Source organism: Hyphomonas sp. UBA3601, from assembly GCF_002375605.1.
Classification (GTDB): domain Bacteria; phylum Pseudomonadota; class Alphaproteobacteria; order Caulobacterales; family Hyphomonadaceae; genus Hyphomonas.
Genome location: NZ_DFME01000085.1, coordinates 1 through 15,097 on the forward strand (window position 1 = coordinate 1; position 15,097 = coordinate 15,097).

The following is a 15,097-nucleotide window of genomic DNA, read 5'->3' on the forward strand; positions in this document are numbered from 1 at the left end:
CGCCTCCGCCGCCACCTCCAGCTGCGGATATTGGACTTGGCCGCACAGAAGCAGAAGACTTGGTCCTCACTGATGGGTTCATTACTGAATCCCGTTCGACCGCTTCGAACGACGCCGTTATACGCGCGGAGGATAGCGCAACAACCAGCGTCGCCGAGGGACAGTTCACAGGTGCTGACGGCGACTATCTGGTTCGCCTGTCCCATCTTGATGAGAGCGACGGAGTCTCGGCCTATCAGATCAAAGTAAACGGCCAGATCGTCACAAGCTGGCTGGCAGATGCAGATAATGATGTGTTCAATATTCATGAAGCTTCGGTCGCTCTCGAAACCGGCGACCAAATCTCCGTGGAAGCGGTCTATGATTCAGGCGAGAAGGCCCGGATCGACTGGATTGAAATCGTCGAAGACGATTCAATCGCCCCAATTTCTCACACACTCAACCCGGAAGATTACGATTATATCGCCTTCACCGGTCAGTCGAACGCCGAGCGGTACTTCTATCGCCACAAGGATGACGAGAGCCCAGGCGATATCGGATCGGTTGTGTTCGAGGACTCCATCGAGGCTTATCTCAATGGTGACACCACGCTGATCAACGCCGCCAAAGGCGGCAGCGGCTCCAACCCGCTGGCCGATGCCAATAGTTATTGGTGGAATGTGGATACAGATTCCCCGGGGCCAGCGCTGCTAACCGCGGTTTCAAAGATAGATGCAGCCCTCAATGCGGGCGAGGATCTCGACGCCATTATCTGGGCACAAGGCGAAGATGATGCGCGCGCGATTGATGGAAGCAACACTTCTTCAATTGTCGACGCTCTGATCGACGCTACGACGAGCGTGTTCGAGTATCTCTGGAACCGGTATGGCACAGACATCCCCGTCTTCATTCAGGAATTGGGTGACTTTCCGGAGCTGGGCCCCTGGCTCGATGGCCCCGAAGGCGCGCTGTCAGCTATCCGGGATGCCCAAGCCTACATCGCATCACTTTACGACAACGTTTATATCGGGGCGACGACCACGGATGTCGATGAGCAAATGGACGATGGAATCCACTTCAATGTGGAAGGATTTGGTCTCATCGCCGAAGAACTTGCCGAGACCGTCGCAAATGTATTGACGGGTGAAGTTCTGGCGTAAATCGTGCACTCATCATTTCGTCTGGCACAGTCGAGAGCACGATATGCGAATACTCATTGCGAGCGCACACCCCTATATTCCGCAGATTGCGGGCGGCGCCCAATCCAGCACGCATGAACTCGTTCTGGAATTGCGAGCTCGAGGGCACAACGTCAACGTATTTTCAGGCCTGACCGGAGACGGTTGGCTCGGCTTGCGTCATCGTACAATGTTGAAAGTGAAGTCTGGAACGATCGTCAGCGATGACGTGTGCGGCTACACCACTTATCGTGCTTGGCACCCTGTGGATTCAACATCCGAAGTCGTGGACGCATTCAAACCCGACGTCGTGATTCTACAATCAGGGTTTCCAGCCCGGCTGGCGAAAGGCTTCAAATCCCGGAATGTACCGCTGGTTTTCTACCTGCGAAATGTAGAATTCGAAGATTTGGGGGGAGACCTCAAAGAGTTTTCAGATTGCCAGTTTATTGCAAATTCCGAATTCACGGCGCGAAAGTTCGATGACGCATTCGGCGTGAAGTCGGAAATCATCTATCCTCTCATTCGTCCAGAAATGTACCAGACGGAAACGCGGCGTGAGTCTGTCCTGTTTGTGAATCCGCACAAGCACAAAGGACTCGACATCGCGCTGAATTGCGCCCGCGCCTGTCCCGAGATCCCGTTCACGTTCCAGATGACCTGGACCCTATCCAAGGAAGACCTCGACGAACTCAACTCCGCGCTGGCGACTCTTCCAAACGTTCGGGTTCAGGCCCGGACCCAGGACATGAAGCAGGTCTATGCCGAAGCCAAGATTGTGCTGGCCCCAAGTCGATGGGAAGAGGCTTTTGGACGCATTTCGGCTGAGGCTCATATCAACGGAATTCCTGTTGTAGCATCGGCCCAAGGCGGATTGCCAGAATCTGTAGGACCCGGCGGGGTTTTGATCGATTTGTCAGAGCCTGAAGAAACCTGGTCAAGCGCCCTGAAGAGATTGTGGACCGATAAGGCTCATTACGATCAACTGGTCCAGGCCTCACTAGACTATGCAGCGCGCCCTGCCCTGCAACGCGATCATCAACTCGATACACTGGAAGCGGTGCTCGGACGTGCAACGTCCCTGGCCGACCAGTAACCCGCCCTACCGAACAGGACACACCATGAACCTATTGTTCGTCACTGCTCATCCGCATACGCCGCAAATTGCAGGCGGATCACAATCCAGTACGCATGAATTGTCGCTGGAAATCATCAAACGCGGTCATGATGTCTCAGTACTGTCCGGCCTCTACCACAAAGACCGGCTCGGTTACCTTGTACGGGCTGCGCTCAAGTTGACGCCTATGAAGTATACGCGCGACAAGCTGCCCGGGTATCCTGTTTATCGAAAATGGTTTGTCTGGGAAGAAGGTGACGCGGTTCTGAAACAAGCCAAGCCGGACGTATTGATTGTCACAGCGGGCAAGCCCTTCAAGACCGCAAAGCATTTCGCCCAGTTTGGCATTCCACTCGTAGTCTACGTCCGAGACGTGGAATTCCACAAGTATGAAGCCAGCCCTGCCGACCTCCCGGCTTCGACAATCTATGTTGCGAATTCCCAATTTACTGCGGATGCTTACAAGGAAAAGTATGGCATAGACGCGGTACCCATTCCGCCCATGTTCATGGCCGAGCGCTATACCTGCGATCATGCACCAGAGGTCGTCTCCTTTATTAATCCACACCCCAAGAAAGGGCGCGATATTGCGTTCCAGATCGCTGAACGCTGCCCTGATATTCCGTTCGAGTTTGTTGAAGGCTGGCCACTTCCCGAAGATGTCAGCAAACAGAATGTCGAGTGGGCACGAAAATGCGGAAATGTGACTCTGAAGCCGCGCACCAATGATATGCGCAAAGTCTATTCCAGAACCAAGATCCTCCTCATCCCGAGCCAATGGCAGGAAGCCTGGGGGCGCATTGCATCAGAAGCTCACTTCTCTGGCATTCCGTGCGTCGCCACAAAAATTGGAGGCTTGTCGGAATCTGTTGGCGAGGGCGGTATCCTAATCAGCCCGGACGCAACAATCGATGACTGGGTGTCGGCGGTGAGGAAGCTTTGGGATGACCAAGGTTTCTATGCGGCCATGCAACAACAAACGCGTGATTATTCCAAGCGCGATATCCTGAACAAAGATCACCAGATCGACACGCTTCTGGATGCGTGCAACCGCGCGAAGGCAGCTTTTACCGCCGAACCAGAAGCAGCTGCGACAGCGAACTGATAGACACGACAGTTGGGTGAAAGAAACCAGCTCTGCGGGTCTCAGGTTTCCGAGAGTGATTGTCCGATCTTCCGCCGGCCCAGCAAACGCAAAACGAGATTGCGACTGCTCCGCATAACGGGATAAAGCACGCGTGCTCGCTTGGGGCTACGAAATACCCAGCCGTTCAACTTGTTGAACACTGTCACAGGACTGCTGATCATCGACAATATGTGGATGCAATCATCCCCATAATACCATTCGCCACTGATGCGCGCGGCCATACCCTGATCCATATCGTACTTGCCGCGGGCGAAGATAGCCGTTTCATCGGACGACCGGGCATCTATCAGACGGACAGTCCCCACCGACTCGCGTATCCGCAGCATCTTCACATACTGGCTACAAAATGGACATTCACCATCATAGACGATTACATTTTCAGTCATTTTGATCGCCGCTAGTTTACCGGAATGATGTCGGTTTTTGTGCTCACCAGAACATCTCGCTTGAATGCGCCATCTTGCCAGTCGAGACACACCGTTTCGACATTGTAACGATAGCCTGCGATGTTTTCCAGATTCAGCGCTTCAAACCCCTTGTATCTCACCGGCATGGAATAATGATGGTGAGGATATAGGTGGTAAGACGGCATTTTGCCCGATTTAATTTTCTGCTGCAGCATCATCTGGTGATGAGAGCCGATGAAGCTCGACGCGGCTCCGGCATCAAAATCGACGATAGACGCATCATTTTCGTACGGTGAATGATAGGAGCAAGTCTTGGTAGCTTTCATGATATCGTAATTGGCGATTTCGTCCGAGTGAACGCCGATGCCAATCTGCCCCCATTGCGACGTCGGCACGTGACGAGACGGTCCGCGATGCTCGCGATATCCAAAGTTACGTGTGTACATGAGATAAGAAGACTGCCGGAAGAAGCTATTGGGGACCCGGTACTCTTCACCTGTATCGGTGATCGCGGTGAAATAGGAATCTCGCAATTCCCGGCTATCATACCAACCAAGGCGTGCATTGTAGAAAACTGTATGTCCCATGATCGTGACAAGTACGCCAGCAATGATCGCCTCCTTGGGAAGTCGATCCATCTTCATCGCGACAAAAGCCGATGCGAGAAGGCTGTTCAACAAAATCCAGGGAACGAACAACGCGCCGGTCAGCAGAAAGATTGCGATGTGCATCATGTCGAAGAAGACGGTGAAGGCCAACATGGTTCGCACGCGCAAAAAAGCGAGGAAGCACAAGAACTGCGCCGCCAATGTTACGACGTTGAGATACGGCTCGACTGCGCGAAGAACTGAATATGCAAAACCGAAAAGCCCGGGCGCATACGCCCCTGGTGCGGCACCGACATTATAGCCAGCCAACATCAGAGAACTGGTTGGATTGTCAGAAACCCAAGCAAAGACACCTCCATCAAGGTGAATCTTCGCCAAGCCAGACATGAAGTAGTTGCCCAGATGAGCGCCGACCGCCATGCAAAGAATGATGAGTGGCAACGCGGTGATGCCCTGCTGAATACCCGTGTGAAAGCGCTCCGGGATAATCTGCTTCCGCTTGGCGATCTCTACCGCTTTTACGAACAGGCCAAGCGCCACAACCGCACCGGCCGTGAAGACAAGCACTTCCACAAGCGGCGCATAATCATTGCGACCGAGTTCCTTCGCGCCAGACAGAACCCGTGTCAGGTCCTTGTGGATCAATAGATACAAGGGAGGTAACAGCGCCAGGGATGGCCGAAACATGGCGGCAATCGTGGCGGCGAAAACAATGAATGGAACGACAACAATAAAGTTTCCAGCGCCGCTCTGAACGTTCTCGTTTACACTCGAAAAATCCGCGCCCAACCACAGGCTGTAAAAGCCGAGGAAGAGGGCGAGACCCTTGATGATTATACGAAGATACTTTGGCACATCATCATACTTGATGATGGCAGCCAGCGCGCAGCAAACTGCGATTGCAATGTAAATCGCAAGCGCGCGTTCAGGGTGCCAAGCGGCCGAATAATTGGCAATGAAGTTGAAAATCGGAACCAGCAACAAGCTTGCCAGCACAATGATGCCGATTGTCCCAAACTTGATGATTGGTGTCAGATTGTCATCGTCGGATAGGTTGGATCTATGCCCGAGTGTTGCCCACCGTAGCCCTGCCATTTTATTGTCACCCCACTAGGTCTCCGAAGCAGCGTTCCTCCACCCGGAAACAGAAATATACATTACGACCATTTAACACGCCGAAGAGTTTATCGGAATGGAAAACCGGCCCGGTCAGACTAGTTTTTATTGATAATTACTACTGATCGCTTCAGCGAAATAAGTATTAGTCCGTATTCATCTTAAAAAAACTCTGAAACGATAACGCTAACGAAGGGATTTGCGTCAGGATCTACCCGACGCCTTCTTCATGAGCGCGTATCCTCTGTCGCCCACAATTGAACGAACAAAATTCTTCATCGACTGTTTGTTTGACAAGGGCGTCTTCTGAAGCACAATCCGCCGAGGCAACCCTTTCATGGATTGCTGAATTGTGCGCAGATCACCGCTGGCAGGCATATGCATTTGCTGCGTCTCAATGCATAGCGCTGGCTTGCCAGATAGACGGGCGATTTCAACCGCTTGATCGTGTTCGCTTTCAATGAACATAATGCTGTTCTTGTTGCGATAGACTTCCGCCTTGAACGACCCATGCGCCTTTGCTTTCTGGCGGGCCTCCTTGTTTGGCAGGTCTAGCATGTTGAGCGACTCGTACTGGATGCCCCACTTCTCGAGCCAAGCTTCCGTTTCCGGGCGATACTTTTCAAGTCGGCTCGTTACCAGATGGCCTAATGGCTTTGTCGGACGATTCAGCGGTATCGCGTTGAGGATAAATTCGCGATAGCGGTCGCCGTCATCATTTTGCTGGGCCGTGGGGTCCAGGCAAAGGACGCCATCAATATCGATGCAGCATTCCTTAAGCAGGCCGTGGTGGAAGAGGTTCCATTGAAAAATTCGCGGCTGGGGTACAGCGTCCAGAACAATGTCGATATCCGGGTGCGTCATCTTGGGACCGAAAACGGCACAATACGTCAGATTGTATCCTTCAAGTTCGACATCCAGCCGCTCCTTTACAGCGCGAATGGAATTGCCGTGGAACACGCTGTCATCAATCACCAGCACATTCTTCATCTCGGCGAAGGTCTTGTTCACCGCCGCACCGCGACGCGTGCGTCCCGAAGCCATGACGCGCCCCTCAATCAAACCTTCAACATCCGTGATGGGCAGGTTCAGCAAAAGGCCAAGGAAGTTCGCCGGAATCAAGCCGCTGCGCGGAACGCCCACGATTAGATCGATGTTGTCCGGCAACCGGCCAAGCCCCATCGTTATGGCGTCATACATATCTGCGAGAGAGCGATAGTTCATTCCTGCATTCCCTTTTGAGCCGCTCGAGCCTGTCGCTTGGACTGAATGCTGTTCCAGACCATTTCAAGCAGTTCTCGCGCCATCGAAACCTTTTCTTTGAACAAGGTCAGAACAGCAAGGTATATGCCATAAGAGAGCGCCAGAAGCAGGCCAATTTGTAAAAAGCCGATCTGCTGGAACGACTGCCCCGTGAAATAAAGTGCAGCAGCTGCGACTGCCAACGCCAACAGGTGCGGCATGAGCAGACGCACGAAATCTCCGAACCTGACGGTCCCATTGCGGGATGCCATGAACCAGACATAAGGCGTCTTGAACACTAGATCGCCAATGGCATACGCCGCAGCCACGCCTACGGCCCCTTGGGGCAATCCCACAACGAAGGAGGTTATGGAAATCACGGCAGTAACGGCGCCGACCATGAGATAGTGCTTACCTCGCCCCTGGCTGACGAACAGCCAACCCATGGTCGAGGTCATGACCTGAACAAGACCAGCAATTCCGAGCCACATGAAAACTGGCGCCGCCGGCACCCACTCCTTGCCCAGCAGGACGAGGAAAATTTCGTCGGCGAACAGTATGCCGACCAGAACGCCCGGCTGCGCGGCAACAAGAATAATGGTGACGGCCACAAAGTAAGCACGCTTGTAGCGCTCAGGCTGGTTCACATTACGAGAAAGGAACGGCACCATCACCCTGGAGAGCGGATAAGTAATTTTCTGCAATGGGAAGAGCAGAAGCTTGTAGGCCCGGTCATAAAGACCGAGTTCGACCGCATCATGAAAGCGCGCGATTAGAATATTGTCGGCATTTCGTGAGGCAAAATTGAGAAGGTCAAATCCGGCGATACTGGAGCCGAACCCGATCATCTCCCTCATGCCTTCCGCACTGCCTATTTTCATCGGCTTGAACTTGCTGGCCATCCAGCTGGCGAGTGTGGAAACAGCCGCCGTAACAATCGTGCCGTAGAAGAGCGCCCAATAGCTTCGGGTCAGATAGGCGGTTGCGACCGCGACAATGAACCCGGCGAGCAACGAAACGACCTCGATGATCGCGATGGTCTTGAACGCGAGCTTGCGAGCCAACAAGGCGGCCGGCTGGGATTGCAGGCCCCAGACCACGATCGTTGCAGCATACGCGACCGCGAGCGCCTGGACTTCAGGCTCTCCATAGAAATCGGCAAGCAAAGGCGCACACGCCGCCATGATGACGGCCAGCAAAATGCTCATCGAAACGCTGAGCCAGAAAAGATTGCTCACAATCTGCTGCGATATCTGGTCTCGCTGTACCGTCGCCTGGTTCAGACCGAGTTCCTTGACCATGGCCGCGAAGGCGACGGCGGGCGCAACCATGGCAACGAGACCGAAGTCAGCCGGCAGCAACAGGCGCGCCAAGACGATACCCTGAACAAACCCCAGCACAACTCGAAAGCCCTGAGCGACGCCGGTGATCGCAGCTCCACTCGCCAGGCCCGCCGCAGTCGTATTGATATTATTGAGTTCGTCATCCTCGGGAGGCGTGTCGTTCTTGGACATGTTCTGAAATGGAGGCTTTCTCTGGCTCGTTCTCAATTCTGTTGCAGGCTGCTACAGTGCGAAATTCTGGCTGGTTAATAGTACAAGGACGTCACTGCCGGATCTCTATCTAGATTTTGATAATTTGATCCGGTTGATTTTCATTGCGCTTGTCATTGGAATGCTCGCTTGTTGTGCACCCATGGCGCTTGCCTTGCCTCAATTCCCCTTTTTCGGTCATGTCCCAAGTTTCCGGCGCGAACACGCCCGGGTTTCGGGAGACGCCCCCGTGTAGAAATGTTAGATGGTGAGCCTGACTATTTGGGGACGATCCCCTCTAGCATGCGAATTGCAAATATAGCGCCAGATGAATAAAGAATACCGGCGCTATCGGGTCTCTTTTCAGACCCATGCTGCAGCGCTGCATGAATGGGGATCAAAGGTGGGGTCATGCTAAAAAATCTGGCACAGCCGGAAACTGTGAATTCACAGCATTACGACTTTGTCGTGGTCGGCTCCGGCTTTGGCTCCGGTTTCTTTCTGTCGAAATTACTGCAGACAATAACCGGTCGAGTGCTCGTCATCGAACGCGGGGATTATAATGCCCATTCGTGGCAAGTGAACGAAAACCGGAACAGCTCGATCGACCGGGCAACGACTTATCATTCCGACAGCGACAAGCCGTGGAACTTCACCATCGGGTTTGGTGGCGGGACGAATTGCTGGTTCGCCCAATCGCCCAGATTTCTGCCAAATGATTTCCGGCTGAAGTCCAAGTACGGCGTCGGCCAGGACTGGCCTGTCAGCTATGATGAGCTGGAACCCTACTATTGCGATGCAGAAACCATCATGTCGGTTTCAGGCGATCCGGACATGCACGGCATCGCGCCACGTTCGAAACCGTTTCCACAACCACCGCATCATCCTTCTACGCCCGATCAGGTGATGAAGGCGGCGCGACCCGACACACACTTTATTATTCCCACTGCTCGTGCCCGAGTTGCCACGGAAGGACGCGGCCCCTGCTGCGCCTCCTTGCGATGCATGATTTGCCCGGCCGATGCGAAGTTCACGGCCCAGAACGGCCTGATGGATGTGTATAACGACCATCGCGTGACGGTGATCCTGAACAGCCGCGTCACCAGCTTTGACTCGACGAATAATACGGTAAAGAGCGCGAGTTTCGAGTCCGCGGGAAAGACATTCTCGGTTACCGGAGACGTGTTTGTACTCGGCGCAAATGCCATTCATAGCCCTGCTATAATGCAGGCATCTGGAATGGCCGATGCGCTGACCGGTGCCGGCCTAAACGAGACTTATGGGGCTGATCTAGAAATCCTGCTGGATGGTATGGAGAATTTCGACGGTTCCACTATCACGACTGGCTTGGACTATAGTTTCGCAGATGGCGACTTCCGCGCCGATCGCGGCGCAGCGCTTATCTACTTTGAAAATCGTTGGAAGTTTGGCCTTCGGACAGAGCGCTCGAAATGGCGGCAGACGCTTCCAATCTCTATCGTTGTCGAAGAGATGCTTGAAGACGGAAATCGCGTCGAACTCGGCGAGAACGGAGAGCCAATCGTTCACTTCATGGGCGCCAGCGACTACGCCAAGAAAGGTTTGCAGGCAGCCATCGACGGTTTGGACGAGATCCTTCAACCCCTACCCGTAGAAGAGGTTGTGTTCCGCCGGATACGCCGGACGGAGTCGCATCTGCAAAGCACGATGCGCATGGGGTCCGATCCGGCAAGCTCCGTGGTGGATGGAGATCTCATTCACCACAAATACCGAAATCTCATTGTGGTCGGCTCGTCTGTGTTCCCAACATGTGGAACCGGCAACCCCAGCCTGACCGTTGCCGCTCTCAGCTTGAGGGCAGCTGAAAAGCTGACTGCGAAGGTGACCATATGACCCGGAACAGACTCTCACTTTCTCGCCGGGCCATGATTTTAGGCGGCGTTGGCGTAGCGGCAGCAGCTGGGGCTGGCACGGTTCTGCTGACGACCGATCAGGGGCATATCCGGCGCACGCTGAGACGGCTGGTCGGTCCGTTCAAAATGGACAAAGCGGAATTTGAGACCTTCGTACGAGACTTTCGGGAGGCTGAGGCTGCACCTTCCTTCATCAAGTCGGCCACGCTGCGCGGACTGGAATTGATTGGGCTCGGATCAACTGTATCCGGGGGCGGAATTCCGAAATTGTCTGATCATCAAGCCGATTTCGAACGCGCCCTGCTCACCGCCTTTATCGTGCGCACCGACTATACGTTGCTTGATGAGCCCGCCACTGAACCCACGACCTATCTCGGCTCCATGACGGCTTGCTTCAATCCATATGCCGAGTTTGCCTAGGGCAGGCACCTGTATGCTGGCGCTCATGCGGTGCTTGCACAATACCTTGAAAAGATTTGCGTTATGACTTCACAACCAATTCTCCCAAATCCTTCTTCGTCTGAGCAGGTGACGTTCTCAAACAGTCTTGCGAGCCTGAGAGGCACTGCCGCCTCTTTCGTCGTGATTTATCATGCATTCCTGTTGTTCAAGGTTTCTGGACTGGATACACCGCAACGGCACGGTCTCAATTTTTCTGAACCGTTCCACATGCTGGTTCACGGCCTGATCGGATTTTTCAACGGACCTGCCGCAGTTGTTCTCTTCTTCGTGTTGAGCGGGACAGTTCTCACGCTTTCCCTGCGCCGGTCGAAGGGCAAAGGACTTGCTCATCTGGCTGGCTATTATGTTCGACGTCTCTTTCGCCTGTATCCGCTACTGATCGCGGTGACATTGTTTGCTGCGGCCATGCACTGGCTGTATTTCAGTGATGCGCCCACGGCTGGGGCCACGAGCTGGATGAATGGATATTTCAACCAGGACCCCGGTCTCATAGAAACGCTTCTCAATGCCGTCGGCTACTCCAATAGCCTGAACTCTCCGGCGTGGACCATCCGGACAGAGATCATTGCATCATTTTTGATGCCTTTGTTTGTCGTTCTGACGCGTCGGCCGGCCCTTATAGCCGCTACGCTTGTTGTGCTGGTGGCGCTAATGTACGCACCGCTGCACATCGGCCATGTGAATGTCTATCTGATCGCATTCTTTCTGGGTGCTCTGATACCGAACTATGGACGCATGGTCGCCGACCTAAATTTTCGGTTTCCGAAATGGTTTCGCTACCTTCTCATTGCCGGTGCACTTTTCGCTGGCATGTTCGTCCAGCGGATTTTCCGGCCATGGGTTCACGTGGACCCGTCTTCTGTTCTGGTCGTATCTCTTGCCGCAACATTTCTTGTCACCATAACTTTTTATGGTCGTAGTGAAGGCTGGCTGGCCTCCAAGAAGCTCGTCTTCCTCGGAGATATCTCCTACGGGCTGTACCTCTTGCATTTCATCATCTTGTTCGCATTCGCAGAATTGCTTGGGCCGATGCTTGGTGCCGATCCTTCACCTGTCTCTGCACTTGCCATGATGGCGTTCATTGCAGCCTTGACGCTGGCAGTGACCATTCCGCTTGCAACGCTGAGCTATCACTATCTCGAACGCCCGCTGCAGGACCTCGGAAGAAAATATTCCAAGCAAATTCAATCGGCTGACAAGACCGCAGAACTGTCGGCGGCAAACACCCGGCCCGCTGTCGAGACGCCCTGAAATGCTCGCCTATTCTTCTTTGAACGATACGGCCGTGAAGTCTGCAAGTGGCTTGGTCAAGTATGACAGAGCCGTGCGCTGACCTGTCTGGATCATGGCGTTCGCTTGCATACCGGGCGTCAGCTCGGTGCCGACGCGCTCTTTCTCCTGCTCAGTCAGCTCGACGACAGCGCGGTAATACGGCGCGATGCCATCCTGTTCGACCAGGACATCAGCCGACACGGTCTTCAGAGTGCCTCTGACTTCGGGCGTACGAGACGCATTGAGCGAGGGAAAGCGTATCCGCACAGAATCCCCATTCTGCACCCGGTCGATTTCGCTTGGGGATATTCGGACGATCATCACCAACTCCTCGTCATCCGGGACGATGGATAGCAAAGGCGCGCCCGCACCAATCACGCCATTGACCGCATGCACATTCACACCAAAAACCTGCCCTGCATAAGGCGCAACAATTTCAGTACGAGCCAATTGGTCAGCCGCGTACTGGCGACGCTCCATAAGGTCTTCAATACCCAACTGGATCTCTTTCAACTGAGTCAGCACAGTCTCACGCGTATCGGTTTCCAATCTCGATATCTGCAGCCGGCCTTCCGCCATCGCCGTACGTATCTGAGCGATCTCCGCTCTATGAGACGCTTGTTGGCCAGCAAGACGTTCCTTCTCGCGCTTTAGCGCCAGCATTCGGCTCTTTGGCGCGTGCCCTCTTTCGAACAATGCCTCAAGCCCGTTAAGCTCGTCTTCAAGGATCAATATCTGTTGGGAATTCGAACTCATGAGGTCTTTCAGGCCCGCAACGCGTTCACCCTGTTGATCTATTTTGTATGAGAGCAATTGGACATCGGTTTCGAGTGCTTGAGTACGCGTATCCAAGATGGCCTGCTGAGTTGCAATAACGCGCGCCACGCGTCGCTTGCCGTCCTCTAGAGTTTCCAGAAATTCGATTGTGGGGGTCCGGACAACGACGTCACGTCCCTCCCGCTCCGACAGCAACCTCGCCTCTTCTCCTGCCAGGGTGAACAATTGGGCCTCAAGGCTGGCAAGAGAGGCCGCAACACCGGAAGTATCCAGGCGGATCAGTGGCTGGCCGATTTCAACAGTATCTCCATCCGCGACCAGGATCTCCTTCACGATCCCACCTTCCAGATGCTGGACCGTCTTGTTGGCACCCGAAACCTGCACCGTGCCCGGCGCGACAACGGCGCTTTCGAGTGGCACGACCGCCGACCAGATGAACAAGCCACCAAACAACACACCAACTACTACAAGGCCCTGTACCATGAGCCTACGCAGGCCCAGGTCGATCAGCGTCAGACGGTCGCTATCCTCGAATACGATCGGACCCGTGGTCATTGCGTCTTGCCCTTCTCTATCAGCTTGATGCCGGTAGCAGACCGCTTCTGAGTTCTCAGAACCTTCGACAGAATTTCATCTCGCGGTCCGAGTGCCTGCACTTTACCCTCATGCATCAACACTATTTTGTCGACATGGCGCAGCGTGGTTGGGCGGTGTCCGATTATCACAACAGCCACCTTCTCATCCTTGAGCAGCTTGAGTGTGTCATTCAGCGCCTCATCGCCCTCATGGTCGAGATTGGCATTCGGCTCATCCAGGATCACCAGCTTGGGATCAGAGAACAAGGCGCGCGCCAACCCAATACGTTGGCGTTGACCGGCCGAAAGACGTTCGCCACCAATACCCAACTCAGTGTTATAGCCATCTGCAAAAGACTGGATCATGTCGTGGGCGTTCGCACGTTTGGCCGCAGCCACGATTTTTTCTGGGTCGGCGTTTGGACGAAGGCGGGCAATATTCTCACTGATGGTACCGGGTAAAAGTTCGACCGCCTGCGGCAAGTAGCCAAGCTGTTGTCCCAACTGGTCCGGCTGGTACTCCTTGATCTCGGCACCATCAAGTCGCACTGCGCCAAGCGCATAGGGCCAGACTCCGGTCAACACCCTGGCCAAGGTCGTCTTGCCCGAGCCACTCGCTCCGATCACACCGACAATCTCGCCCGGCTCAACCGAGAACGAGATTGCTTGAAGAAAAGGTTTTTGCTGGCCTGGCAAGGCTGCGAATACATTCTCTACCAACAGCTTTCCGGTGATGGCCGGAAGGGTCATCGGCGCTGCCTTCTGCTCGGTAGCGCCCGTTAAAGACGCAAGCCGTTTTCGCGCGGCCCTGGCACGAACAATCGAACGCCATTGCGAAACTATCTGCTCAATTGGAGTGATCGCCCGCGCGCCGATGATAGAGCCTGCGATGATCACACCTGGCGTTGCAACACCAGCAATGGCGAGCACGGCGCCCGCACCAAGCAAGGCGGATTGCAAAAACATCCGGAAAGCACGTGTGGCGGCGGCGGCGGTATTGATTGTGTCAGATGTTCGAATAGCTGTGGCATCCGCTTCGGTGGTGGCATCAACCCATTTGTCACGGACAGTCTTTTGCATACCCAGCGCGTGAACCGATTCAGAACTGCGCCACGCATTCTGGGCGAAGACAGCGCCCGTATTGCTGACTTCACCAGAGGTGAGCAACGAGGCTTCGCTTGCCTTTTGAGTATATAGAGCCAGCGCAAAAATCACGGCTGAACCAATCAGGGCCAGTACACCGAGCGTCCAGTGCATGAGGAAGAGGATCAAAAAATAGAGTGGCGCCAGTGGCAGGTCAAAAGCCGCCTTGACCGTCGGGCCAGCCATGAATTGCCGAAGTTCCGCCAGGTCTTTCATTGCCCGACCGTCCTTGGCACCTGAATCCTGGAGTGATCGACGATGAATGGCATCGAAAACCAAAGGGGCCATTTCACGCTCAATCCGGGCAGCCACATGAACCAGCATCGACGACCGGATCGCATCAATAAGCGCGTATCCAATGAACAATACGGCGATTAAAGCTGTAAGCGCGATCAGCGTTTGCAGGGAACCACTGACCAGCACCCGGTCGTAAACCTGCAGCATGTAAAGCGGACCTGCCAGCATCAACACATTAAGGGCAACACTGAAGCCCCCGACTGCGAGAATAGCCCTGCGGGATTTCCGCGCCGTCTCGATCAGGGTTTCTTCATGACCCAACTGGTTCGGTCTTTGATTGGACACGCATCCACCTCTTCCGTGCGAGACGTCGTCACGTCAGCGCTCTATCAAGCAGACATGCACCGTCTCGC

The 15,097-nt window shown here is 54.3% G+C and carries 12 protein-coding genes; 6 read left to right on the plus strand and 6 right to left on the minus strand.

What is annotated here, in order from left to right; genetic code table 11:
* The 3 genes from B4F73_RS08515 to B4F73_RS08525 all read left to right on the plus strand — a co-directional run.
* Nucleotides 1–1,139, plus strand: a 1,139-nt coding sequence (locus B4F73_RS08515) for a hypothetical protein (RefSeq protein ID WP_290483008.1), incomplete at its 5' end; no start/stop codon positions are given.
* Nucleotides 1,140–1,182: 43 nt separating this feature from the next.
* Nucleotides 1,183–2,253, plus strand: coding sequence for a glycosyltransferase (locus B4F73_RS08520; protein WP_290483009.1), 1,071 nt, complete (start codon nucleotides 1,183–1,185; stop codon nucleotides 2,251–2,253).
* Nucleotides 2,254–2,278: 25 nt separating this feature from the next.
* Nucleotides 2,279–3,379, plus strand: coding sequence for a glycosyltransferase (locus B4F73_RS08525; RefSeq protein ID WP_290483010.1), 1,101 nt, complete (start codon nucleotides 2,279–2,281; stop codon nucleotides 3,377–3,379).
* Nucleotides 3,380–3,420: 41 nt separating this feature from the next.
* Here B4F73_RS08525 and B4F73_RS08530 read toward each other — a convergent pair whose 3' ends face one another.
* The 4 genes from B4F73_RS08530 to B4F73_RS08545 form a co-directional block, all read right to left on the minus strand.
* Nucleotides 3,421–3,807, minus strand: a complete 387-nt coding sequence (locus B4F73_RS08530; RefSeq protein WP_290483011.1) for a DCC1-like thiol-disulfide oxidoreductase family protein — start codon at nucleotides 3,805–3,807, stop codon at nucleotides 3,421–3,423.
* 11 nt (nucleotides 3,808–3,818) lie between these two features.
* Complete coding sequence (locus B4F73_RS08535; protein ID WP_290479604.1) at nucleotides 3,819–5,531, minus strand: hypothetical protein; 1,713 nt, start codon at nucleotides 5,529–5,531, stop codon at nucleotides 3,819–3,821.
* 225 nt (nucleotides 5,532–5,756) lie between these two features.
* Nucleotides 5,757–6,776 carry a hypothetical protein gene (locus tag B4F73_RS08540; protein ID WP_290479605.1) on the minus strand — a complete coding sequence of 340 codons (1,020 nt, stop codon included), beginning with the start codon at nucleotides 6,774–6,776 and terminating at the stop codon, nucleotides 5,757–5,759.
* A complete protein-coding gene (locus B4F73_RS08545) occupies nucleotides 6,773–8,308 on the minus strand; it encodes a lipopolysaccharide biosynthesis protein (protein ID WP_290483012.1) in 1,536 nt (511 codons plus the stop codon). The genes B4F73_RS08540 and B4F73_RS08545 overlap by 4 nt, the downstream gene beginning before the upstream one ends.
* Before the next feature lie 429 nt (nucleotides 8,309–8,737).
* On the opposite strand from B4F73_RS08545, the gene B4F73_RS08550 reads away from it, so the two are divergent.
* From B4F73_RS08550 to B4F73_RS08560, 3 genes are all read left to right on the plus strand, one after another.
* Nucleotides 8,738–10,198 (plus strand): GMC oxidoreductase, encoded by a 1,461-nt coding sequence (locus tag B4F73_RS08550; protein WP_290483013.1) that lies wholly within the window; start codon nucleotides 8,738–8,740, stop codon nucleotides 10,196–10,198.
* On the plus strand, nucleotides 10,195–10,638 hold the full coding sequence (locus tag B4F73_RS08555; RefSeq protein ID WP_206990701.1) for a hypothetical protein: 444 nt from the start codon (nucleotides 10,195–10,197) through the stop codon (nucleotides 10,636–10,638). The genes B4F73_RS08550 and B4F73_RS08555 overlap by 4 nt, the downstream gene beginning before the upstream one ends.
* Nucleotides 10,639–10,701: 63 nt before the next feature.
* Nucleotides 10,702–11,931 (plus strand): acyltransferase family protein, encoded by a 1,230-nt coding sequence (locus B4F73_RS08560; RefSeq protein WP_290483014.1) that lies wholly within the window; start codon nucleotides 10,702–10,704, stop codon nucleotides 11,929–11,931.
* A 9-nt stretch (nucleotides 11,932–11,940) separates the two neighbouring features.
* Here the strand turns inward: B4F73_RS08560 and B4F73_RS08565 are convergent, their stop codons facing one another.
* Both B4F73_RS08565 and B4F73_RS08570 read right to left on the minus strand, forming a co-directional pair.
* Nucleotides 11,941–13,284, minus strand: coding sequence for an HlyD family type I secretion periplasmic adaptor subunit (locus tag B4F73_RS08565; protein ID WP_206990703.1), 1,344 nt, complete (start codon nucleotides 13,282–13,284; stop codon nucleotides 11,941–11,943).
* Nucleotides 13,281–15,029, minus strand: a complete 1,749-nt coding sequence (locus tag B4F73_RS08570; RefSeq protein WP_290483015.1) for a type I secretion system permease/ATPase — start codon at nucleotides 15,027–15,029, stop codon at nucleotides 13,281–13,283. The genes B4F73_RS08565 and B4F73_RS08570 overlap by 4 nt, the downstream gene beginning before the upstream one ends.
* Nucleotides 15,030–15,097 lie beyond the last annotated feature (68 nt).